The 24,896-nt window shown below is 49.9% G+C and carries 17 protein-coding genes and 1 tRNA gene; 8 read left to right on the top strand and 10 right to left on the bottom strand.

From position 1 onward, the window contains the following. Window positions 1-2: 2 nt before the first annotated feature. Both atpD and RQM65_RS14415 read right to left on the bottom strand, forming a co-directional pair. Window positions 3-1,406 carry a F0F1 ATP synthase subunit beta gene (gene atpD / locus RQM65_RS14420; protein ID WP_314016104.1) on the bottom strand — a complete coding sequence of 468 codons (1,404 nt, stop codon included), beginning with the start codon at window positions 1,404-1,406 and terminating at the stop codon, window positions 3-5. A gap of 278 nt (window positions 1,407-1,684) precedes the next feature. Further along, entirely contained in the window at window positions 1,685-2,845 is a 1,161-nt protein-coding gene (locus RQM65_RS14415; RefSeq protein WP_314016102.1) for an RtcB family protein, read from the bottom strand. A 157-nt stretch (window positions 2,846-3,002) separates the two neighbouring features. Here RQM65_RS14415 and ftsH point away from each other — a divergent pair, with 157 nt between their 5' ends. The 6 genes from ftsH to RQM65_RS14385 all read left to right on the top strand — a co-directional run bounded on the left by ftsH (window position 3,003) and on the right by RQM65_RS14385 (window position 9,275). Then, window positions 3,003-4,994, top strand: a complete 1,992-nt coding sequence (ftsH, locus tag RQM65_RS14410; RefSeq protein WP_314016100.1) for an ATP-dependent zinc metalloprotease FtsH — start codon at window positions 3,003-3,005, stop codon at window positions 4,992-4,994. 103 nt (window positions 4,995-5,097) lie between these two features. Next, a tRNA-Leu gene (locus RQM65_RS14405) sits at window positions 5,098-5,181 on the top strand. A gap of 206 nt (window positions 5,182-5,387) precedes the next feature. Next, window positions 5,388-6,287, top strand: a complete 900-nt coding sequence (locus RQM65_RS14400) for a MerR family transcriptional regulator (protein WP_314016098.1) — start codon at window positions 5,388-5,390, stop codon at window positions 6,285-6,287. 28 nt (window positions 6,288-6,315) lie between these two features. Beyond that, window positions 6,316-7,773, top strand: a complete 1,458-nt coding sequence (locus tag RQM65_RS14395) for a phytoene desaturase family protein (RefSeq protein WP_314016096.1) — start codon at window positions 6,316-6,318, stop codon at window positions 7,771-7,773. 13 nt (window positions 7,774-7,786) lie between these two features. Further along, complete coding sequence (locus RQM65_RS14390) at window positions 7,787-8,626, top strand: phytoene/squalene synthase family protein (RefSeq protein ID WP_314016094.1); 840 nt, start codon at window positions 7,787-7,789, stop codon at window positions 8,624-8,626. A gap of 199 nt (window positions 8,627-8,825) precedes the next feature. Continuing rightward, the gene (locus tag RQM65_RS14385; RefSeq protein ID WP_314016092.1) at window positions 8,826-9,275 is read left to right on the top strand and encodes a sterol desaturase family protein; all 450 of its coding nucleotides are present in this window, start codon (window positions 8,826-8,828) and stop codon (window positions 9,273-9,275) included. Window positions 9,276-9,456: 181 nt separating this feature from the next. On the opposite strand, the gene RQM65_RS14380 is transcribed toward RQM65_RS14385, so the two are convergent. The 5 genes from RQM65_RS14380 to RQM65_RS14360 form a co-directional block, all read right to left on the bottom strand. Beyond that, the gene (locus tag RQM65_RS14380) at window positions 9,457-10,020 is read right to left on the bottom strand and encodes a TlpA family protein disulfide reductase (protein ID WP_314016090.1); all 564 of its coding nucleotides are present in this window, start codon (window positions 10,018-10,020) and stop codon (window positions 9,457-9,459) included. Window positions 10,021-10,209: 189 nt separating this feature from the next. Continuing rightward, window positions 10,210-12,477, bottom strand: a complete 2,268-nt coding sequence (locus tag RQM65_RS14375) for an aconitate hydratase (RefSeq protein ID WP_314016088.1) — start codon at window positions 12,475-12,477, stop codon at window positions 10,210-10,212. Between the two features lie 373 nt (window positions 12,478-12,850). Further along, window positions 12,851-13,804 (bottom strand): AAA family ATPase, encoded by a 954-nt coding sequence (locus tag RQM65_RS14370; RefSeq protein WP_314016087.1) that lies wholly within the window; start codon window positions 13,802-13,804, stop codon window positions 12,851-12,853. 4 nt (window positions 13,805-13,808) lie between these two features. Then, the gene (locus RQM65_RS14365) at window positions 13,809-15,284 is read right to left on the bottom strand and encodes a peptidylprolyl isomerase (RefSeq protein ID WP_314016085.1); all 1,476 of its coding nucleotides are present in this window, start codon (window positions 15,282-15,284) and stop codon (window positions 13,809-13,811) included. After that, entirely contained in the window at window positions 15,271-16,173 is a 903-nt protein-coding gene (locus tag RQM65_RS14360) for a peptidylprolyl isomerase (protein ID WP_314016083.1), read from the bottom strand. Before RQM65_RS14360 ends, RQM65_RS14365 begins: the two co-directional genes overlap by 14 nt. Window positions 16,174-16,387: 214 nt before the next feature. On the opposite strand from RQM65_RS14360, the gene RQM65_RS14355 reads away from it, so the two are divergent. Then, window positions 16,388-17,578, top strand: coding sequence for a serine hydrolase (locus tag RQM65_RS14355; protein WP_314016081.1), 1,191 nt, complete (start codon window positions 16,388-16,390; stop codon window positions 17,576-17,578). 2 nt (window positions 17,579-17,580) lie between these two features. Here RQM65_RS14355 and RQM65_RS14350 read toward each other — a convergent pair whose 3' ends face one another. The 3 genes from RQM65_RS14350 to RQM65_RS14340 form a co-directional block, all read right to left on the bottom strand. Further along, window positions 17,581-20,805, bottom strand: a complete 3,225-nt coding sequence (locus RQM65_RS14350) for an efflux RND transporter permease subunit (protein ID WP_314016080.1) — start codon at window positions 20,803-20,805, stop codon at window positions 17,581-17,583. A 1-nt stretch (window position 20,806) separates the two neighbouring features. Continuing rightward, on the bottom strand, window positions 20,807-22,018 hold the full coding sequence (locus RQM65_RS14345) for an efflux RND transporter periplasmic adaptor subunit (RefSeq protein WP_314016079.1): 1,212 nt from the start codon (window positions 22,016-22,018) through the stop codon (window positions 20,807-20,809). 131 nt (window positions 22,019-22,149) lie between these two features. Further along, window positions 22,150-23,571 (bottom strand): efflux transporter outer membrane subunit, encoded by a 1,422-nt coding sequence (locus RQM65_RS14340; RefSeq protein ID WP_314016077.1) that lies wholly within the window; start codon window positions 23,569-23,571, stop codon window positions 22,150-22,152. Window positions 23,572-24,015: 444 nt separating this feature from the next. On the opposite strand from RQM65_RS14340, the gene rluF reads away from it, so the two are divergent. Beyond that, window positions 24,016-24,750, top strand: a complete 735-nt coding sequence (gene rluF / locus RQM65_RS14335; protein WP_314016075.1) for a 23S rRNA pseudouridine(2604) synthase RluF — start codon at window positions 24,016-24,018, stop codon at window positions 24,748-24,750. Window positions 24,751-24,896 lie beyond the last annotated feature (146 nt).

The following is a 24,896-nucleotide window of genomic DNA, read 5'->3' as shown; positions in this document are numbered from 1 at the left end:
GTTTAATGGGTGACCGGGGTTTCCTTTGTAACTTCATCGATCGCGCCGATCATATAGAAATCGCTTTCGGGATACTCCTCGAACTCATCGTTCAATATGCGTTCACATCCGTCCAGCGCCTCCTTTAAGGGTACATTTTTCCCTTTGTACTGCGTAAATTGTTCGGTCGTGTAAAAGGGTTGTGTAAGAAAACGTTCGAGCCGGCGTGACCGGTTGACCGTTTTTTGGTCCTGCAGGGACAGCTGTTCCAAGCCCAACATGGCTATGATATCCTTTAGTTCTTCATACTGTGCCAAGGTCTGCCGAATGCGCTGTGCGATAGCATAATGCCTTTCGCCTATGACATGCGGGGCGGCCATTTTAGACCCCGATTGCAACAGATCGATGGCGGGATACATCCCTTCGCTCGCCCGTTTTCTGGATAAGGTGATGGTAGCGGACAAATGCGAAAATGTATGCACTGCCGCCGGGTCGGTCAGGTCGTCTGCGGGGACGTACACCGCCTGTATAGAGGTAATGGCTCCCGCCTTGGTGTTGGCAATACGCTCTTGCAGTTCCGATAGTTCCGTACCTATGGTCGGTTGGTATCCCAGTCGGGAAGGCATTTGCCCCAATAATCCGGATACCTCCATCCCGGCCTGGATAAAACGGAAAACGTTATCGATAAGCAGCAACACGTCTTTATGCGCGTCGTCACGGAAATACTCCGCCATGCTCAGCGCGGCGTGTCCCACCCGAAACCTAGCCCCCGGCAGTTCGTTCATCTGTCCGAAGATCATTGTCATTTCGGGCAGTACGCCCGCCTCCTTCATCTCGTGGTAGAGTTCCAGGCCTTCGCGGCTGCGTTCGCCGATACCGCAGAACATACTGACCCCATCGTGGTTCTGGACCATGTTGTGGATCAGCTCGGTCAACAGCACTGTCTTGCCGACCCCGGCACCCCCAAAAAGTCCCGCCTTGCCCCCGCGTTCCAACGGCACCAAGACATCGATCGCCTTTATTCCGGTCTCAAAGACCTCGGATGCGGTCGAACGCTGGGTCAATCGTGGCGGGGGATTGTGTATACTGCGCCTTTCGATGTTCGGCGGTAGCTCGAAGCCATCGAGCGTATTTCCGAAGACGTCGAACATATGGCCCAAGGTTTTCTCTCCCACCGGCACCTTCAAAGGTTCGTGGGTGGCGATCGCCTTCATCCCCCTTGCCAGGCCCTGGGTCGGGGTCAATGCGATGCAACGCACCCTTTTTCTGTCGAGTTGCATCTGTACCTCAAGGACTATTTCTAGTCGCGGCCCTGATTTGACCACCGTATTGATGGATGGAAGATCAGACTCGAACCGCAGGTCCACCACGCTTCCCTGAGTGGCGACGACGGACCCGGTACTTTCCGAAGTTTTTGTATTTTCCATTCCTGTTCGTAAAATTTAAGGACCATCTTATATTACCCCTTGATTCTACCCTGAATTTTGTGGGTGATTTCAGGATTCCTCCGTCAAACGGAAGTTATCACCGATGGAAAAAGGACGGAACGAGCAAGGAAGAAAGACGAATACATTTTCGGGAACATCCAAAAAGGCAAACCTATGACTAAAAACACCCATATGTCCTTTATTTTCTTTGCTCATTCTTCCTTTCGTCGTTTGGTCCAATTAAATAACAACTGTTTTCACAGAAATAATGGTAGAACCTACCCCTTTATGACCGCCAGTGGTTGCAGTTCGATCTGAACGTCGACCAAACTGGTCTGGTTCGCCATGACCTCGTCGATATCCTTGTACGAGCTGGGGGCTTCGTCGAGGTCGTTGCGGTGTCTAATGGCATGCAAAATTCCCTTGTCCGAAAGGGCCTTGCTTTCCGCTTTAAGATCCAACGTCTTTCGGGCCTTGGTGCGGCTCATGACCCTTCCGGCCCCGTGGGAGCAGGATTCAAATGATTTCGCGTTTCCCTTTCCCTTGACAAGGTACGACCGGGTGCCCTGGGAGCCGGGAATCATGCCCCACTCCCCTTTCCTGGCGCGAGTCGCCCCCTTGCGGTGTACGAGGACCGATTCGCCAAAATGGTCTTCCCGTGAAGCAAAATTGTGGGGCTTGTTGATGAAATCGTAAAACGCTACCTCGGGAATAATCTCCGTAAAGGCGGACTTCGCCCGCTCCATCATCAGTTTTCTGTTGGCCAGGGCGAAGTCGATACAGTAGTTCATCTCATTCCAATACAGCTCGAAATCATCTGAATCGTCCGGTATAAATGCCAAGTCTTGGGGAACGGGACTATCCATGGTCTTATTCTTCTCCTTAGCGATCCTGTTATAGTGATTCGCCACGGTAAAACCGATATTTCTGGATCCCGAGTGAACCATAATCCATATATAGCCGTCCGATCCTTTTTGAATTTCGATAAAATGGTTCCCCCCACCTAGCGTCCCTACTTGATTCAAGGCGCTTTCATATTGCTGTTTCACTACGGGCAGGTTTCCCTCCAGTGCGGGCATCCACGTTTCATCCTGTGGATTCTCATGGTGCCTGAAGCCCACCGGTACCGTCTTTCGGATAGCGGACATAATTTTTTTCAGTTTCGGGGTTTCCAAGTGTTTCAGGTCCGTCCGCAACGAACACATGCCACATCCGATATCCACTCCCACCGCATTGGGAACAATGGCACGCTTGGTGGCCAAGATGGCACCGATGGGCATGCCATATCCCTGATGGGTATCGGGCATAATCGCAATATGTTTGTAGGCAAAAGGCAGGTTGGCAAGATTGCGGGCCTGTTCCAAAGCCCCTTCTTCCATCTCCTCTTCCTTCAACCATAATTTTATCGGTAATTTCTCTGTCTCAATGATATCTTTCATGTTTTCGAATTATCTCGCTATTAAACCTTGGTTAATATTAGAAATTCCTTGTGACTCTGATGGACCTAACTTATATTATTGCTTTAGAGGATGAAATGATTATTATCATCTTAGAATCATTTTCTATCGGATAATTTTGTATTTACTATAGCACACTATGAAAAAGCGCTGGAATAAAAAAAAGACAACCGGTTCATCGAACAACGGGGGATTAAAACCTCCTGCGGGATGTATGGGCTCCAATTGGTTCTACTTCTTCCTGCTCGGATGGCTGTTGTGGTTCTTTGTATTCTCGAACCCCATGTCGAACACGGAAGAAATTAGTTGGAATTTTTTACGGGATTCCCTTGTAGCCCCACAAAAAGTAGCAAAAATAGAGGTCATTAATCGAGAGGTCGCCGAAATCTATCTCAAGAAAGAAGAGCCGTCCGAGCCCGAAGACGAAGACACGATCGATAATTTCTTTAGCGTACCGGAAGGACCACGGTACCGCATTACCATCGGTTCGGTCGAAACCTTCGAGAACAAATTGCAACAGGCTGAAGCTAATCTGTCGGCGGCGGACGGGATTGAATTGCAGTACAAAACGAGAACCAGTTGGACGAGCATCTTGACTTGGCTTTTGCCCTTAGGAATAATCATTTTTTTCTGGGTGTACATGCTACGGAGGATGCGCGGGGGCGGAATGGGAGGCAACCCCTTCTCCAAATTCGGGAAATCTACCGCGAAAATATCCGAAAAGGGCACCAAAAGCTCCGTTACCTTTGAGGATGTAGCAGGGCTTCAGGAAGCCAAAGTCGAGGTCATGGAAGTGGTCGATTTTCTAAAAAATCCGGAAACGTACACCCAATTGGGAGCTAAAATTCCCAAGGGGGTCATGTTGGTCGGTCCGCCCGGAACGGGTAAGACCTTAATGGCCCGGGCCGTTGCCGGGGAGGCCGATGTGCCCTTCTTCTCCATATCGGGGTCGGAATTCGTTGAAATGTTCATAGGGGTGGGCGCTTCCAGGGTGCGCGACCTCTTCAAAAAGGCCAAGGAAAAATCCCCGAGCATTATCTTTATCGACGAGATCGATTCCGTAGGCCGTACCCGTGGCCAGGCGAACGTACACCAGTCCAACGACGAACGGGAAAGTACGTTGAACCAATTGCTCACGGAACTCGATGGGTTCGGCCCCAATACCGGGGTCATCGTCATCGCGGCCACGAACCGCCCCGATGTGTTAGATCAGGCCTTGTTGCGCCCGGGCCGTTTCGATCGCAGTATCCATCTCGAGCTCCCTACCAAAGCCGAACGAAAAGAAATATTCGAAGTCCACCTAAAACCTTTAAAGCTTGCGCCAAACGTAGACCGGGAGGTCTTGGCACAGCTCAGTCCCGGTTTCTCCGGGGCCGACATCGCCAACATCTGTAACGAGGCCGCCCTGATTGCCGCAAGAAAGAAAAAGTCGGCCGTGGAACAAGAAGATTTTATGGAGGCCCGTGACCGTATCGTTGGCGGCATGGAACGCAAAAGCAAGATCATTTCCGACAAGGAGCGGAACATCGTGGCCTATCACGAAGCGGGCCACGCCGTGGTCAGTTGGTACCTGAAGAACGTCGACTCCTTGGTCAAGGTGTCCATAATTCCCCGTGGAAAATCATTGGGCTCCACCTGGTACCTGCCCAAAGAACGGCAGATCGTCACCAAGGCCCAGTTTATGGACCAGATGTGTGCCTTGTTGGGCGGCCGGGTCGCAGAGGATGTAATTTTTGACGAAATCTCTTCCGGGGCGCTCGACGATCTCGAAAAGGTGACCAAACAGGCCTATAGTATGGTAGCCTACTACGGACTGGACAAAGAGATCGGGCCGATCAGCTTTTACGATTCCACGGGCAGAAACAACCAAATGCTCGGCAAACCCTACAGTGAAAACATGGCCGAGCAAATAGACAAGGAAGTGCAACAGCTGGTAAATGATGCCTATCAGCGGACCAAGAACCTACTGATCAAGCACCGGGACGAACTTGAAAAACTTGCCGAACTTTTATTGGAACAGGAAACGGTCGGAAAAAAAGACCTGGAGAAGATCTTGGGCAAACGTAAAATGGAAGAGCTGGTAGAAGGTCCAAAAGGGGATAATAAAAAACCCTCGATCCCGCAGTCGTAGGACATTAGCGAGAAAAGAAATTAGTCTTCGCACACATATTGATCGCTATTTTGGAGAAACAATCAAAAGTAAATTCTATATTTGCAGTCCCTTTTCAAAATTTGCGCACGTGGCGGAATTGGTAGACGCGCCAGCTTGAGGGGCTGGTGGCCATTAGGCTGTGGAAGTTCGAGTCTTCTCGTGCGCACTTTATCCCATTGAAGAAAAAGCCCGAGCGTTCTCGGGCTTTTTCTTTGTCCACCCCTGCCCAACTGACGGTAGTCTGCAACCCTGAGCACATGACAAGTTTTGACCACTAAAACTCCCAATAATGGAAACTAATAGAGATATTTGGATGAAAGTTGTACTTATCCCTATTAAATTGTAAGTTTGTTTAGCGTTTGAACATTTTCCATGAACAATAAAAGAAAAGCTTTTAGTATACGAGACTTGGAGAACCTGTCGGGAATCAAGGCCCACACGATCCGAATATGGGAAAAACGATATGATTTACTGTCCCCGGACCGAACGAGCACCAATATTCGAACCTACGATATCAATAGTTTACAAAAGCTCTTGAACATCACCTTGCTCTACAACGGGGGCTACAAAATCTCAAAAATCGCCAAAATTCCGGAAAAGAGCATTCCTCTTATGGTGCGCGAAATCGTTTCCGAAAACAATATAAAAGACCATTCGATCAGTGCCTTTAAGCTCGCGATGATCAATTTTGATCAATCCCTTTTCGCCAAAACGTACAACGATTTGTTGACGGATCGCTCATTTCCGGAGATTTTTCGGGATATTTTCATTCCCTTGCTCAGGGAATTGGGCATGCTATGGCAAACGGATACCATCAGTGCGGCCCATGAGCACTTCATCGCTTGCCTTATCAAACAGAAAACACTGGCGAACACCGAAAAGTTACAACACATCGCCCCGGTCAAAAAGGACAAGGTCTTTGTTCCCTACCTTCCGGAGAACGAAATCCATGATATGGGGCTGCTGTACCTCAATTATGAAATCGTGGCAAGGGGGTACAGATCCATCTACCTCGGCCAGATGGTTCCCATGGAGAATTTGGTCGATATCATGGGTTATTTCGACAACCTATATTTCGTTTCCTACCTCACTGTAGGGCCCGGCAAGGATAAAATACATCAATACCTCAAAGACTTTGAATCCATGGCGAACGGACACGGAGGGGTCAAGCTTTGGCTTCTCGGACGTCAGACCCAATATCTGGCCGAAACCAAACTCCCCGATTTCGTAAATATCTTTTCTTCTTTGGATGAGGTTGTCGGAAGGCTTTGAGTGTTTCGTAATGACTTTAAAAGTATAGATGCGAAAGAAAATTTCAATTATCGGCTCAGGATTTTCCTCCTTGGCGGCATCGTGCTATCTCGCCAAGGAAGGACATGAGGTGACCATTCATGAAAAAAACAGCAGTGTTGGCGGCAGGGCGAGACAATTAAAAATAGATGGTTTTACTTTTGATATGGGACCGAGTTGGTACTGGATGCCCGATATTTTCGATAAATTTTTTGCCGATTTTGGGAAAAAGACCTCGGACTTTTATCGTCTGGAAAAGCTCGATCCCGCCTATAAGGTATTTTTCTCCGACGATACGATAACGATCGGCGATTCCATGGAAAAAATTTGCGCGGAATTTGAACGCATCGAACCTGGAAGCGCCATCTATCTGAAAGAGTTCATCGCAGAGGCCCAAGACAATTACACCATTGCCATTAACAAGGTGGTGCTGCGTCCGGGCCTATCCCCCTTCGAGCTTATCACTCCAGAGACTGCAACGCGGGTCGACCGGTTTTTCAAGACCATCAGTAGCCGGGTCCGAAAAAAATTCCAAAATCCCAAGCTTATCTCCATCTTGGAGTTCCCGGTCTTGTTTTTGGGTGCCAAACCCAGCAAGACACCTTCGTTCTATAGCTTTATGAATTTTGCGGATTTCGGACTAGGAACCTGGCACCCGCAAGGGGGTATGTACGAAATAATCGATGCCATGAAAACCCTTGCGGTAAGCTTGGGCGTTCAAATCAACACTGAAAGTCCCGTGGAAAAAATTCTTGTAGAAGGCAAACGGGCATCCGGTATATTGGTCGGGGGCGAGGCCATACGTTCCGATGTCGTACTCAGCGGTGCCGATTATCATCATTCCGAAACCCTTCTCGACGAGCAGTATCGCCAATACTCCGAAGCATATTGGTCCGGTCGGACCTTCGCTCCATCGGCCTTGCTATTCTACATGGCATTCGATAAAAAACTAAAAAATGTAGCGCACCACAATTTGTTTTTTGATACCGATTTCAAACAACACGCCCAAGAAATCTACGATACCCCGCAATGGCCCGCCAAACCTCTTTTTTACGCCAATTTCCCCTCCATTACCGACGACAGCATGGCGCCCGATAATCGAGAAACAGGTTTTTTTCTGGTACCCATAGCCCCCGGTCTCACGGATACCCCAGAACTTAGAACGCAATATTTCGACATCATAATGCGAAGGTTCGAAGCGCGCACCGCCCAGAAAGTGCGGAAAAACATTATCTTTAAGGAAAGCTTCTGTGTGAACGACTTCGTCGAGCAGTACAACTCGTACAAGGGAAACGCGTACGGATTGGCCAACACCCTGCTCCAAACGGCTTTTTTACGACCTAAACTGAAAAGCGGAAAGGTGGAAAATCTATTTTTCACGGGGCAGCTGACCGTTCCGGGGCCGGGCGTGCCGCCGGCCCTTATCTCGGGAAAATTGGTAGCCGATCTTATCTTAAAAAAAAAATAAATGTTCTCAAGCTATGAAATCCACCTTCGACCATGTTTCTTACCGGTGTAGTAAAATCGTCACCGAATCTTACAGTACTTCGTTTTCTATGGCTACGAGGATGCTCGCATCATCAATACGGTCCGATATTTATAATATCTACGGATTCGTTCGCTTTGCCGATGAAATAGTCGACACCTTTCACGCGTACGAAAAAGAGGTGTTGTTCGAGAGGTTCGAAAACAGTCTGAATCAAGCCTTGGAGGATAAAATCAGTTTAAACCCTATCCTAAACGCCTTCCAGCATACCTATCACAAATATGGTATTCCCTACGATCTTGTGGCGGCCTTTATGAAAAGTATGCGGATGGACCTGCATAAAACCATATATCGCACCGAAAAGGAATTTAGGGAATACATTTACGGTTCGGCCGATGTCGTAGGCCTCATGTGTCTTAAAGTTTTCGTGAAAGGAGACGGGAAGAAATATTCGGCCCTGAGGGAAAGTGCCATGGCCTTGGGTTCTGCTTTTCAGAAGGTCAACTTTTTGAGGGACCTAAAAGCAGATTACGAAGACCTCAACCGCAGTTATTTCCCGAATACCAATTTGATGGAGCTGAACGAAATCTCGAAGACCAGGATCGTTGACGAAATCAAGACGGACTTTGCCATGGGCTATTCCGGTATCGTGAAATTGCCGAACGACGCGAAATTTGGGGTCTATACCGCCTACAAATATTACCATAAACTATTGGGGAAATTACAGAACACACCGCCATTGGAAATAAAGAACGCGCGTATCCGTGTGCCGGATTATGAAAAATTCGGGGTGTTGGCGAGATCCTATGTGAAATATAAACTGAGGTTGGTGTGAGAAAAAGTTTATGCGTTTATGGCTTTATGAGAAGTTTTGATTGATTTGTTAAATGCAAATCCGAAGCTTTAGTCTTAACTTCGTAAAGATTAGGTAAAAGGATTTAGGACCAGAGCCTGCGAATCTTGATTCGGAGTTTTAGAGTTCGGAGTGTCGGGATCAGAATAAAAAAATAGGAATTAATAATTAGCAATCAGAAATGAACATCGTCATTTGGATATTGATATTTTTGGGAACGTTTTGCTTTATGGAATTTATGGCTTGGTTCACCCATAAGTACATCATGCACGGATTTCTATGGAGCTTGCACAAAGATCATCACAGAAAGGACCACGATTCATGGTTCGAGCGTAACGATGCCTTTTTTATTTTCTATGCAGTGGTCAGCATGGTATTCTTTTATCTAGGGGCCCAAACAGAGTTTTGGTATGGTTGGCCCCTTGGATTCGGAATTCTAGCCTATGGAATCGCCTATTTTCTGGTACACGATATATTTATTCACCAACGGTTTAAAATGTTCCGTAACGCCAATAATTGGTATGCCAGGGGCGTTCGGCGGGCACATAAGATGCATCACAAGCATTTGGGCAAAGGGGACGGGGAATGCTTTGGGATGCTTTTTGTTCCCTTCAAGTACTTTAAAAGATAAAGTGTTTATCTGTTTAGAAACCTTAGGCCGGACCTTGGGCGGTTAGACTTAAGACGAAGGACATGAACATCTTGTAAATAGCGTCCCTTGTACTAAAAAGGCCAACAGTCTTACGTTCCAGCGCCAGCAGTCTTAGGTCTTACTTGACGATCAGGGAATTAAGCAGAGGAATGAAAACAAACTACTCGGCGAGCAATCGATCTATAATCGCCCGCACCTCGGCGCTGTTCCAATCCCGTGCCCCGGTTTCGGCCAAGGCGATTTTCCCTTCCTTTCCTAAGATATATGTGGTGGGCATGGATTTAGAAGCGAGCTCCTCGGGAATATTCTCTATATCGGTATAATAAAAGGGTAAAGTGTAGTCATTTTTTTGAAGGAAAGAATCTACCCTCGACGTATCTTCCTGGGTCACCAAAAAAAAGCCGATCTTGTCTCCATAATCATCATAGAGGTCTTGGATATCAGGCATTTCCTTCAGGCACGGCGCACACCATGTAGCCCAGAAATTCAAAAATACGACCTCCCCCTTTTCTTTGGCGAAACTACGGGGATTTCCATCAGTACCGGTCACCGTCCACTTATAAGCTGCGTCAGAAACCTGCAGGTCGGTCTTCAGGGCTACCGCGCTTTTAGACCACAGTCTGCCCGCATACCCTCTGACCTTCGGGCCTAATGGCGTGAAAAAATAAATACCGACCCCAATGAATAGCAGGACTAGGAAAGCAATTATCAACGAACGTTTCATACACTTAGATTTTTGTTGTTTCCAGTTTCTGCGCCCTCCCTATCACACTCCTGAAGAGGGCACAAACACGCGAAAAGCCCTAATAAGCTTGTTGCTCGTAGTGAAAAAGCAATCCGTCGGACTTGTAACATGTCCGAGGATTGCTTCATCATTCTTACTTGATTAATTGCGGAGGTAATTCGAGACGTCTTACGCCGCGTTTTCCCTTTTGATTACATTCAGGGCGGAACCTTCGTTGAACCATCCGATCTGGGCGGCATTGTAGGTATGGTTCGCCTTGATGGTGTCTTTGCTTCCATCGGCATGCACCACTTCGATGGTCAACGGCTTGTCCGGTGCAAAGTCCTCAATATCGACAAAGTTGAACGTATCATCTTCCTGAATCAGGTCGTAGTCGTCTTCGTTGTCGAAAGTAAGCCCCAACATCCCTTGTTTTTTCAGGTTCGTTTCGTGAATTCGGGCGAAGGATTTTACCAAGACGGCGGCAACTCCCAAATGTCGGGGTTGCATGGCCGCATGCTCACGGGAAGACCCTTCCCCGTAATTATGATCGCCCACGACGATGGTTTTAATGCCCTTGGCCTTATATTCTCGCTGTACATCGGGCACTCCGCCGTACTCGCCGGTCAACTGGTTCTTGACAAAATTGGTCTTTTTATTGTAGGCATTGACCGCGCCGATCAGGGTGTTGTTGGCAATATTGTCCAAATGCCCGCGGAAACGCAACCAGGGGCCGGCCATGGAAATATGGTCGGTGGTGCACTTGCCGAAAGCCTTGATCAATAGCTTGACCCCTTGCAGCTCATCGGGGGTGATGGGTTCGAAGGGCTCCAACAACTGCAGCCGTTCGGAATCCTTTGCCACTTTGACCTCAACGCCGGAACCGTCTTCGCGGGGTTCGAGATATCCCGCATCCTCGACCTCAAAGCCCTGTGCGGGCAATTCGATGCCCATCGGTTCGTCGAGTTTGACCTCTTCGCCGTCCTCGTTGATCAGGGTATCGTTCATGGGATCGAAGTCCAATTTCCCGGAAATCGCTATCGCCGCCACCATTTCCGGCGAGCCGACAAAGGCGTGGGTATTGGGATTGCCATCCGCCCTTTTGGAAAAGTTCCGGTTAAAGGAATGTACAATCGTGTTTTTTTCGTCCCCCTTCAGGTCACTTCGGTCCCATTGCCCTATACAGGGGCCACAGGCGTTGGTAAACACGGTCGCGCCCAAATCTTCGAAAATCTGGAGCAGGCCGTCGCGCTTGGCCGTGAAGCGAATCTGCTCGGAACCGGGATTGATTCCGAAATCCGACTTCGGCTTTATTTTTTTGGTGACCGCCTGTTTCGCTATGGATGCCGCCCGGGTCAGATCTTCGTAGGAGGAGTTGGTACACGACCCGATCAGGCCCCATTCTACATTGATGGGCCAGTCGTTTTCCCTGGCCTTGACACCCAGTTCACCAACCGGGGTGGCCAAATCGGGCGTAAACGGCCCGTTGAGATGGGGTCGTAGTTCGTTCAGATCGATTTCAATCAGCTGGTCAAAGTACTCGGAAGGGTTTTCGTAAACCTCATCATCCCCGGTCAGGTATTCACGGATCTTGTTGGCTTCATCGGCCACCTCGGCCCGCTCCGTCGCCCTAAGGTACCGCTCCATGGAATCATCGTAGCCGAAAGTGGAAGTAGTAGCCCCTACTTCGGCGCCCATGTTGCATATGGTTCCTTTTCCGGTACAGGAAAGGTTTTTGGCCCCTTCCCCGAAATATTCGATAATCGCCCCGGTACCGCCCTTTACGGTAAGGATTTCGGCTACCTTTAAGATGACATCCTTGGCGGACGTCCATCCGGAGATATTCCCCGTCAGCTTCACGCCGATAAGTTTCGGGAATTTCAATTCCCAAGGCATTCCCGCCATCACATCAACGGCATCGGCCCCACCGACCCCGATGGCGACCATTCCCAATCCGCCCGCGTTCACGGTGTGGGAATCGGTTCCGATCATCATCCCACCGGGAAAGGCATAATTTTCGAGAACAACTTGGTGAATGATTCCCGCACCGGGCTTCCAAAATCCGATGCCGTATTTATTGGATACGGATTCCAAAAAGTCGAAGACCTCGGCGCTAGTGTTGTTGGCGGCCCTCAAATCGGCCTCCGCCCCGCTCTTGGCCTGGATAAGGTGGTCGCAGTGGACCGTGGTCGGCACGGCAACCTGAGGTTTTCCCGCCTGCATAAACTGGAGCAGGGCCATCTGCGCGGTGGCATCTTGGCAGGCGATCCGATCGGGTGCAAAATCGACATAGTCCTTGGCACGGGTAAAGGCCTTGGTCGGGTTGCCGTCCCACAAATGGGAGTAGAGTATTTTTTCCGAAAGGGTCAGCGGTTTCCCGGTCACTTCCCGCGCTTTGTCAACGCGTTCGGCCATATGGGCATATACCTCTTTGATCATGTCTATGTCGAATGCCATTCTGTATGTGGTTTAGGTTATTGATCTGTTTTAACTGTCTTTGTTTCCAGGCTTTTTAGTAGTTCCCGTTCTCGCTTTTTTCCTCCACCTAAGCATGGCTTTTACTATTGAACATGGACGCCGTTAAGCTAATGGACCGAAAAAATAAACAAGGAATTAAACTCGTTACCAGCCTTCCTCCAAATCTGCCAAAATTACTAAAAAAGGACAAGGATAGTAAGGATTTCGGGGGATTTTTAGGATGCTCGGCGGCGGTGTTGCAGAAAGTCTGGTTCCATGCGCCCGGCATTGGGCGTGAAAGGCCATTTCGAAGCAAGAAATGGGCCAGTTGCCAGGAAAAACAACTAGGTGGGAAGCCCGGCCCGACCTTGTTTTATAACAACTTTCCGACAATATCCTCTTCGGAAATGCCCTCTGCCTCTGCCTTGTAGTTCTTGATAACGCGATGTCTTAGGATGCCCATGGCAACGGCCTTGACATCTTCACTATCCGGGGAATACTTCCCTTGGACGGCGGCATGCGCCTTGGCCCCTAAGATTAGGTTCTGGGAGGCACGGGGTCCGGCGCCCCAATCGATGAACTGTTTGGTAAAGTCGGATGCATTCTCCAAGTTGGGCCGAGTGCGGTTGACCAGATTTACGGCATACTCCACCACGTTGTCGGGTACGGGAATGCGACGTACCAGATGTTGTACCTGCAAAATCTCCTCGGCATTGAAAATCGTATTGACCGAGGCCTCCACATCGGTCGTGGTTCGCTTGACCACCTCCATCTCTTCGGCTACGGAAGGGTATTTTAGTTCGATGGCGAACATAAAGCGGTCGAGCTGCGCTTCGGGCAACGGATAGGTACCTTCTTGCTCTATCGGGTTCTGGGTGGCCAGGACAAAGTAGGGCAATGCAAGCGCATGCCGTTGCCCGGCAATGGTTACTGCCCGCTCTTGCATGGCTTCCAGCAAGGCGGCCTGTGTCTTCGGGGGAGTACGGTTGATTTCATCGGCCAAAATGATATTGGCGAAAATAGGTCCCTTGATGAACTTAAAGTTCCTGTTTTGGTCCAACACCTCGCTTCCCAGGATATCGCTGGGCATCAGATCGGGCGTAAACTGGATACGCTTAAAATCAAGGCCCAAGGTTTGGGCAATAGTGTTGACCATCAAGGTCTTCGCCAGTCCCGGCACCCCGATGAGCAGGGAGTGTCCGCCTGTGTATATGCTCAGAAGAATCTGGTCGATCACCTCATGCTGACCAATGATGATTTTGGCGATCTCCGCCTTGAGCGCCTTGTGCTTTTCGACCAGCTTGTCAATTGCTTCTACGTCAGACATGCACTTACTCCTTTACCCAATTGTTGGCAAAATCGCAATCCCTATTGTCCTCGTCCACGCTGATGTACGTATCGGTGATATGTTTGTCCATCCACTTTTTTATCGCCTTATACTGTTTTTCTGTTTTGGCCAGCTCTTGGATCTTGGTGTAGTCTTGGGCGAAATTTGCGGTATGCTCGTCGTAACGGTTGGTGACCTTTAGAATTTTGTACTTGGGACCGCCGCCCCTGGGGTCCTCTTCCAACAGCGGATAGGAAATTTCGTCATCCTTGAGATTTCGTACCTGGTTGTACAGCGTAGGATCCATCTTGGTCAGTTCAAAACGGGAATCATAGTTCACGGGGTTGCGCAGCAGTCCCCCATCGAACTTCGTCTCCTTTTCATCGCTAAAATTAAGGGCCGCCTCGGCAAAGGTGTATTTGCCTTCCATGATGTGTTTGCGGATCGTATCGAGTTCCTCTTTCACCTCGTCCAAGGCCTTCTGTGAAATTTCAGGCTGCATAAGGATGTGACGTATATCGCGTTCCTGCCCTCGTATCTTCTCCATATAAATGATGTGATATCCGAAAGCGGTTTCAAAGGGCTCGGATATTTCACCTTGTTTTAGGCTGAAGGCTACGTCCTTAAAAGTCTTGTCGAATCCGGTATCTTTGGTAATACTATAAAATCCACCGTCGGACTTGGAGCCGGGATCTTCGGAATACAAAATCGCCTTTACGCTGAAACTGGCATCGTTATCCAGAACATCGGCCCTGATCTTGTTCAATTTATCGATGACCTCCTGCTTTTCCTTTTCGGTCGGTTCTGGCGCTTTTACGATCTGGGCGATTTCCATTTCCGCTCCGAAGACAGGGCGTTCGTCCTCTGGAATATTGTTGAAGAACTGCCGCACCTCCTCGGGAGTGATCTCGATTTCCTCGACAATACTGGTTTGCATTTTTTCCGAAAGCATACGCAGTTTGTTGATCTTATTGATGTCCTCCCGAAGGCTGGCCTCATCTTCCTTTCGATAGAATTGCAATAGTTTTTCCATGGACCCGGTCTGCTGTACGAACGACTGGATCTGTCTTTCGGTAGTAGCCGCGACCTCGTCGTCGGAAACCAAAAGACTGTCCTGCACCGCCTGATGCGCATAAAGTCGGTCTTCCATCAATTTGCCCAGCAAGCCGCATCGGGTAACATCCTCAACCGAGGCGCCTTGGCTTTTCAGGTCGATGAGCGTTTTTTCAATGTCGGAATCCAATATCACATAATCACCGACCACCGCTGCAATTCCGTCCAATTTGATTTTTTTGTAGTTGCTTGAGGAATCCTTTTTGACATCCGTAACATCCATACTTGCTTCCAAGGCCGGTTCGTCCGGCTCTACCTGAGTATCCGTCAGTTCGTCGGATTGTTGGGCGAATGTTATGCCACATATCGCCAGCATTACAAAAAGGGCTCTCAATCGTATCGTTTTCATCATTTTAACCTTCGTCATTACTATTTTTATTTGTTTTGTCATAGACCTCGAATTTCCTTTTTTGGATGGCCTCGTCGATTACATCTGTTTCCAATTTTCGTATAAAATCCAGTTTCCTGCGGCTTAAAAGCACCCGCTCGATGGTGGGTTCGATAAAGGACAATGGAGCGATATCGTCTACCTCCATGACATCGATGATCTTGGCCAAATATACCCCGCTATCATCCTCCATGTTCAGAAATTGTGATTTCTTTAGGTGTTTCTCGACATTTTCAAATGTCAGAGGGGGGATTTCATCGATGATACGGGATGCCGTCACCCAAATGGAGTCGTTGAAACTCGCTTTCCGAAACTGGACGCTGATGGAGTCGAGTACGTTCTGGTCCTTTTCCCCAAAATTTTTAAGTCTTTCGGCAACTTCCACCTTGTTCAGAAAATCCTTGGAAAGGGCCACAAACCTCAGCTTGACCAATTTTTCCTTCAACCGGAAGTTTTCTTTTTCCCGCTCGTAAAAGTCTTGCAGCTCTGATTCGTTTACGGTTGAATCGTTGACCTGTTGTACCAGAGCCTCCTTATACGCCCGGGTATATAAATCGGTGCGGTAATCGGCCACCAAGGCCTCGAATTGCTTCAATTTATCCTCCGGCAGGTTGATCTTGGCCTTATCGAGAAGAAGTTGATTCGATGCCCAGGTATTGATGTAATCGGTCACAAAGGCAATGCTGTCATCTTTTGAAAGGCTGTTGCCGAATAGCGGGGCAAGATCTTCTTTGAACAAATAATTGTCCCCCACCCGTGCCAATGCCTCGGGCCGCTCTTTCTTCCAAAGGGAATCACAACCCCCTAAAAGTACCGTCGCAACAAGACAGCACAGCACGTAGATACGGGATGGAACTTTTGCTCGCATGGCGCAAAAATAACAAAAGCCCGCCGCTTCGCAAGGCTACCTTATTATTAGTTAACAGAACTTTGGGGTGGGAACAGGGGAATTTATTACTTTCGTTTTGTTAAGGGGAAAGCGGCGGACCGAAAGTCCCCGATCTGAAACCAAGGAAGCACCATCGGCCCCCAACCGCGAACCACTACCGCCACCCGAAGCCGATAGAACCAAAAGCCAGACCATGAAACTGCCTTTACCTTCTTTTTTGTCCGTGGCCGTGACAATTGGCCGTAAAAAAGCACTGCGCCTACTCTTGCCCGCTGTAGTTTTCGCGATTCTAGGTGCCTGCGCGGTACAGGAACCGTCGGGCACTCCCCTTGAAAAGGTTTTGGGCTCCCATGTACCCGCGATAAAGCGGGTAATGGATAGCATTTCTCATTACGGACTGCAGATTCGGTACACCCAAATCGATCGTAAAAACGATAGTGTCGTTCTAAGGGACTTCGATTTTCAGGTCGATGCGGATGCATATTTTTATCCGGCCAGCACTGTAAAATTCCCGATTGCGGTCTTGGCCCTTGAAAAACTGAACCGCACCGACTCCCTCGATCGTAACACCCGTTTTTACGTCGAAGGCGATTCCGTGGAAACGACCTTTGCCGAGGCGATTTCCCAGATTTTCGCCGTAAGCGACAACGATGCCAGCAATCGGCTAATAGAATTTTTGGGACAGGATGCCATAAACTCCGGCCTTAGAAAAAAAGGGGTGCGCCCCGTCCGAATCGCCCATCGGCTCGGGTATCGTTCGGACGACCTGGCCACAAAACCCCTGATCATTTACGAAAATGACAGCACGACCGCTATTTTGGACGGCACTATCAACACCGCTCCGGAACCTCTAGACCTTAAAAACATCACCAAGGGAAAGGGATACTATGAAGGAGGTGCCCTGATTGACGAAGCCTTCGATTTCAGTCTTAACAACTATTATCCCGTTCCCGCCCAGCATGGATTGCTGAAACGGATCGTCTTCCCCCACCTCTTTTCATCCGAAGAACGCTTCGATATCAGTGAAGAACAGCGGGAGTTTCTTCTTACCGCTATGCATACCCTTCCCAAAAAAGTAGGATACGACCCCAAAGAATTTTACGATGGCTACGTCAAGTTCTTTATATATGGGGACACTCAACAGGACATTCCGGCGAGCGTCAAAATCCATAATAAAGTGGGATTCGCCCATGGCACCTTGACCGACTCCGCCTATATCACTGACGACCAAAATGGGGTGGAATTTATGCTGACCGCCACAATCCTGGTCAACAAAAACGGCATCTTTAACGACGACACCTACGAATACGATGAAATCGGACTTCCTTTCTTGGCGGAATTGGGGCGGCAGTTATATGCCTATGAAGTCGATCGCAAAAAATAATATCACGGAAGCATCGACACCTCTACCTTATCCACGGTTTTACCCTTTTTCCAATACATTTTCACATCCTCCAAAGTCAGGTAGAGACAAGGCACTATTACTAGGATGATGCTGGTGGCGAAAACGATGCCAAAGCCTAAGCTGATGGCCATAGGAATGAGGTGAAAGGCTTGGCTGGAGTTTTCTAAAATGATGGGTGCCAGACCGCCGAACGTGGTCAAGGTCGTCAGCATGATCGGCCTGAACCTGCGTAATCCCGCCTCGTGGATGGACTCGTAGATCGATTTCTGCTTCCGTTGTTTATTGGCATAGTCGATCATGATCAGGGAGTCGTTGACCACCACTCCGGATAAAGCGATAACCCCCATAAGGCTGACGATGGATATATCATAGCCCAAAAGTATGTGCCCGATAACCGCGCCAATAATTCCGAAAGGGATTGCGGCCATCACAATCAAGGGCTGGCTATAGCTTTTAAAAGCCAGGGACAGCAGGGCATAGATCAAGAGCATGGCGATGCCAAAACCGCTCCAAAGGCTGGCGGTACTCTCGCGCATGTCCGCTTGGCTGCCCTCGAACGTCCAAGTGGTACCGGGAAAATCCGCACGCAATTGCGGCAGCACCTCTTCCTGAACCCTTTCAAGCACCCTTGAAACCGCATTGGAAGGCTCTACGTCCATCCCCACGTTGACCACGCGCCGCCCGTCGCGACGGTTGATACTGGTAAAGGCTTCCCGTTGCCGAACCTCGACGACATCGAGCAGGGGAACTTCCACCCCGGTCGGGGTACGTACTAAAAAATCTTTCAGATTGTGCATATCCTTTCGCTCTTCGTAGGGCAATTTGACCCGCACCTCGATCTCATTGTTACCTCGCAACTGCCGCATGGCCAAGGCCCCGTAGAAGGCATCCCGCACCTGTCGGCCGACATCATTGGAAGTAAGCCCTAGGTTCCGCCCTTCGGGAAGCAGTTTGAAATCGTACTGAATTTTGCCCATATCGTAGTTATCATTGACATCACGGGTATTCTCAAATGCTTCCATACGTTCCAAAAAAGCGGTACTGGCCTGCTCCAATACCTCAATTTCGGAATGGCTCAGGTCGACACTAATGTCTTGCTGGTATCCCCCGGGTCCCCGTTCGGCCTCGAAGGTAATCTGGTCGACCCCTTGGATGTCCCCTATGTTGTCGCGCCAAAGCGCTATGACCTCGCCCGCGGTCATATCCCGTTCGTCAGGTGGCCGCATCACGATTTCCACATCGACGAAACGTTGTCCCCGTACATTGGTCTTGATACCTTCGGCCACTTTGTCCAACCCGTGCTCCTCGAACATTCTTTCGGTAGCCGCGGTAACCCTTCGTGCCACTTCCGCACCCTGGTCCGGGGTGGTGCCGACCGGCAGTAAAATCCCTGCTTCGATTTCCTCTGCCGCCACCTCGGGCATCATGATCATCCCCATATGGTCGCTCATCGCGAACCCGCCCACCACCAACAACAGGGCGACGGCCGCACTGAGGCTGATATAGCGGAATTCCAAGCATTTGTCCAGAAAGCGGCGATAGTATTTGTCGATGACATGCTCAAAGCCCTGGGCGAAACGCCGTTGGTATTTTTCGATAAAACGGAGCGGCTTGGGCGTTTTGGCATCCTTTTTCAGATGGGCCAAATGAGCCGGTAGAATAAACAGGGCCTCGATCAGGGAAACGGCGAGGATGACGATGACCACCACCGGCAAGGGCCACCAGAACTTTCCGTTTTCGCCCGGCATAAAGAGTAGGGGCACAAAAGCGATGATCGTGGTAATAATACTGAACGAAACCGGCATGGATACATCCTTGGCGCCCTTGATGGCCGCCTCCATAGCGCTGTATCCCTTTTGCCGATACTCGTAAATATTTTCGCCTACTACGATGGCATCATCCACAACTATTCCTAAAACCACCAAAAAGCCGAACATGGAGATCATATTGATGCTGACCCCTAGCATCGGCAAGAAAATCATCCCCCCTACAAAGGATATGGTCATCCCCATCATGACCCAAAAGGCCAGCCGGTATTCCAGAAAAAGCGTCAGGATGGTCAGTACGATCAAGATAGCCAAAAGCCCGTTGCCGGTAAGCAGGGAAAGCCGCTCGCGAAAATCTTCGGCCTGGTTGCTATCGATACGCCATTCCACCCCCGGCGGCAACTGAAAGTCCGCCATAATTTCCTTGACTTTTTCCTCTATTTCCATGGGAGATTGGTCTCCCACCCGAAAAACGTCGAGACCAATGTTCTTGGTGCTGTTGAACTCCCCAAAGAACCCCACTTCTTCAAAGCCATCGCGTACAGATGCGATATCGCCCAGGGTTACCGTAGCTCCGGAGGGGGAAGTGATAATGGCAATCTTGCTGAATTCATCTGCCCACTGCTTGCGTTCCTGCATCCTGAGGAGTATTTCCCCGGTCTTGGTCTCCACCGCCCCGGCAGGCACGTCTTCGCTGCTCTCGGCGATGATGTCGGCCACTTGGCCCAACGTAAGGCCGTACTGCCTTAGGTTGTGGCGGGGAATCTCTACGTGGGTCATATAATCGGGTACGTTCCCGAATTCCACTTGGGTAATCTCGGGGTTGCTCAACAGGATGTTCCGCAAACGTTCGGCCAATTTTCTTAAGGTCCACACATCTACATCGCCGTACAGGCTAAGTTCCATGACGTCTCGCCGCCGTGATTGAAGGGCCACTTCGGGCCGTTCGATATCGTCGGGAAATGTGCGGATGCGGTTGATTTCCTGGTCAATTTCCTGAAACGCCTTCATGCGGTCGGAGCCGGCCACCAGTTCTATGGTTACCTCGCCGGAACCTTCGCGTGCGGTGGACACGATTTCCTTGATACCATCGACATTGCGCACCGCCTCCTCGACCGGTAAAAGGATGCCTTGTTCGACCTCGGCGGGGCTAGAGCCGGGATAGACCACGTTTACTTCGACAAAATCGAGCTGAAACTCGGGAAATACCTCCTTTTGGATAGTGAACATGGAATAGATTCCCCCCGCGAGCAATACGATCATGAGTAGGTTGGCGGCTACGGAGTTCTTGGCCATGTAAGCGATCATACCCTCTTTCACCGACGCACTCTTCTTCCCGGACGGCTTCTCGTTCCCGACGTTTCCCCCCGGATTTTCCTTTCTCGCGTTTTCCGAGCCTACCTTATCCGCATCCTTCATTTTTTCTTTTTCCTCATTCATATCATTGCTGCGTTTTGGTAGTGTCCGTTTGCTCCCTTTGGCGCCCCGTCATCCCTTCGGTACGCAGGCTTACACCTTCGGCTACGGTACTGAGATTGGTGGTTACCACTTGGTCCCCGTCTTCAAGTCCTGAAAGGATATAGGCATGTTCGGCATCGTAGAGTAGAATCTCGACCTTGCGAACCTGTAGTTTTTTATCTTGCATTACCCATACCGTCTCGTTGCTACGCACGTAGTCGCGGTTTAAACGCACTACGTTGACGACGGGTTCGGCCTGTATTCGGGCTTCGACAAAGCTACCGATGATCAAGGGGGGCTGCCCTTCGTTCCCGGGGTTTTGGGCGAGGGGGTCTTCCACCCTCACCAATACCCGTGACAGGCGGGTCTGGTCGTCGAGCGCCCCGACCTGACGGTAGAGATGGCCCGTTCGGGTTTCGCCCGGTTTCCATGCCGTTCGGCTACGCAGTTCAACGGAAGAGCCGGTCTGGTCTTGTTCTAAGGGAAAATCCAGCCAGCGCAACTGGCTTACGGGAACGGTCATTTCTACCCAATAGGCGTCCGTCCCCACAAGCCGGCCCAGATTATCGCCCGGTGAAACCTGGGAACCTACGGTTACGTTGCGGCTTAGTACCTGGGCATCAAAAGGGGCACGCACGGTTGTCCGCCGGAGATCGAGCTGCGCCTGGTCGACCGAGGCCTTGGCTGCTTTAAGGTTGGCCTTGACCGCATCAAGTTGGGGCTTGCGAAGCACCAACTCCTTTTCTTCGGATGATAGCGAATCGCCTCCGATCAGCGCCAGGTCTTGTTCCGCGACCTGTTGGCGGCCCATTTCCATATTGAGGTCGGTCTGTGATTGCTGCAATTCGCTCCGCCGCAGCTCCAAGGTGTTGCCGTAATCGGCGGGGTCGATTTTCAGCAGAACCTCGCCTTTGCTCACCCTTCCTCCCGGCGTAAATGAGGGGTCTCGCCGCAGGATCTGGCCACCCACCAAGGGACTGAGCACCACGTCATCGACCGGCCTTACGGTACCGGTAGCCGTGATTACCGGATTAAAATCCCCCTTCTCTGCGGACACCACATTGACCAGCATGGCGGTCTGTTTGCTAGCTCCCTCACTTTTGGCCGTGGGTTCGGTCAGAAAGATAAACGACGTGATCAGCCCCGCCAGAAGCAGGATACCTACACAAATCAATACAATTTTCTTTTTCTCCATATAGTAGTTGTTCCTAAAATTAAGCGGCCCGTACCGACCTTTTGAAAACGGATGGTATATACTTGAAATAGTACAGTGCACCCATCTACCCTACTTTTTAAGAGTGGGATTTCTACTCCGGCATCGGTTCCCTACGGCATTGCCACCTGATCTGTTTCAAATCCTCCGGACAATGCCCGATAGAGTGCAATACGAATCTCCAGTTGTTCGGCCTTGGCGTCTATCAGATCCCGTCGCAGCTGTTGTTCCTGGTCCAGCGCGAGCAATACATCCAAATAGGGACTCAATCCGTTCAAAAATTCCAATCGCAGTTGCCGACTTGTTTTTTCGGCCAGCTCGACCTGCTTTTTAAGAATTTCCATCCGCTCTCTCTGTTTGATATCTCGGATCAGGGCGTCCTCGGTTTCCTGAAATGCCGTCAGTACGGTCTGTCCGTATTGGTACAGGCTTTGATTTTTGATCGCTTCGGTACGATCGACCTCCGCGCCCAAACGTCCTCCGTAAAACAGGGGCGCTATCAAATTTCCGGCCAAGGAGTAGGCCCAGTTCTGGAACAGGGTGTTGAAGTCGTTGGCCCGCAATTGGCCACTTAAGCGGATGGAAAGTCGCGGATATTTGTTTTTTACCGCCGAAGCCATGTCCATGTCCGCGGCCAAAAGTAAATCGTAGGCACGCTGCACGTCAGGCCTGCGACGCACCAGCTCCAAAGGAAGGCCGGTTTCGGGCAATGCGGTCAATTGCGGGAAATTTGTCTCCGAAAATTGCGAGACCGCACCAGGTGATTTTCCCAATAACACCGCCAATTGATTTTCGAACAGGCTTACATTGGTCTCAAATACGATTTTTTGGTCCTTCGTGCTTTCCAGTAACTGTAGCTGGCGCAATATATCAACGGCCCGGACCTGACCGCTGCCGAAGCGGGCCCTGATCGATTTGATAATATTTTGGTTGGTCCGTATCTGCTCTTCGGCGAGTGCCAGTTGTTTTTTGGCCGCCACCATCCGGTACCAGGTCAAGGCAATCTCGGAGGAAAGTGATATCGCCGCCGTGCGATAATCGGCCAGACTTGCCGTCGCGCGAAACTTTTCGGCCTGTACCGCCGTCCTGATTCGCCCCCATACATCGAATTCATAGGAGGCGGAAATCCCCAACTGTACATTTTCCCCGCCGGCAAAATCGGGCTGGGGCCTGCTCATAGCACTTTGCGCCGAGGCCTCTAGCTGAGGCCAAAGATCTGCGCCTTCGCGTTTGGCAACGGCCTCCGCGGCCTTAAAGCGTTGCCAGATGGCCGCCAGATCGAGGTTATTGGCCAAGGCGCTGTCGACCAGGAGGTTTAGCCTTGGATCCTCGAAGGCCGTCCACCACCGATCGGGAACAGCTTCCGATCCCCGATACGAAAAACGCTGGGGCGACTCCACGGGCGCTAGAATATTAGGAATTTTAGGGCCGCAAGCCACCAAGAAAAGCAGCATTACGGGTACGATTATGTACTTGGCCGAGATGTAGGTTTTGCCATGGTCAACAATTTTATCCTTTTTGCCTTTGTTCTCCAAATTACTACTGCATCAGTGTATTCATTAAAAATCATCCGACGGAATCGATTGTTCTTTGCCCTTATCCCACCGAGAAGCCTAAAAATAAGATAAATTGATAAATCATGGGGTGTCAGAACCTAACTTTTAGACTTAAAAAATCAAAAATGGTTTAATTAAAGTCTGTTAACCTTAAACGGAAATCGCGGATTTTGTGCTGATTTCTTTGGATTTTTTGGCGCTTTTAGCCGAACATAGAGCTATATTGGCCAAAAGCAACAGGGCCGAAAGAAGAGGCCAAGAATTTGACCTTTGAAAGAGGAGCCAGCTCATGCGTTGACCGGAAAAAGAGCGAAAAACCCGTTTTCAGGCTTTGTGTTAACGGGACCTAGGCTATCGGAAACATTTTCGTTATCTTGGAACGGATCGGAACGACAGAAAGAAAGATTCACTATCTTTGTTCCAGTGTCAGACCCTAAACAAACCCGTATCAACAAATACCTCAGCGAGGTGGGCTACTGCTCCCGCCGGGCGGCCGATAAGCTCATCGAGCAAGGCCGTGTCACCGTCAATGGCCAAGTGCCCGAAATGGGCACGAAGATTACCGATAGTGACGAGGTCAGAGTCGATGGCAAACCGGTTTCGGAACCCCAAGAAAAACCAGTTTACCTGGCCTTTAACAAGCCTGTGGGCATCGTCTGCACAACGGATACCCGGGTCGAAAAGGACAACATCATCGATTATATCGGCTACCCTAAGCGGATTTTTCCGATAGGCCGGTTGGACAAGCCCAGCGAAGGCCTTATTCTACTGACCAACGACGGAGATATCGTCAACAAGATTTTACGTTCCCGGAACGATCACGGCAAGGAGTATCTGGTCACTGTGGACCGACCCTTGACCGAGCAATTTCTGCAGGGGATGCGGAACGGGGTGCCCATCTTGGATACCGTCACCAAAAAGTGCGAGGTGATGCAAATCGGGGAACGCGAATTCAGGATCATTCTCACCCAAGGCCTAAACCGGCAGATCCGCCGGATGTGCGAGCATTTCGACTATCGCGTAAAACACTTAAAACGCATCCGTGTCCTGAACGTTACACTGGACATCCCCGTGGGAAAATGGCGGGATTTGACCGAGACGGAACTCAAGGAAATCAAACGCTTGACGGCCAATTCCGACAAAGTTCACAGAGATTAAACTGTCGGGAGGAGCTTTGACGGGAAGTCTGTCCAGAAAGGTTCATGAACCCGGCGCACGCTACCCGAAATTTTGGTCATCGAACTCGTTTAGACTTTCCTCAAGCGTGCTAGGGCAACGTGCATATCTATCCAACAAATATAAAA

The sequence above is a fragment of the Pricia mediterranea genome, assembly GCF_032248455.1.
Classification (GTDB): domain Bacteria; phylum Bacteroidota; class Bacteroidia; order Flavobacteriales; family Flavobacteriaceae; genus Pricia; species Pricia mediterranea.
This window is presented reverse-complemented; position numbering and strand designations above follow the sequence as displayed.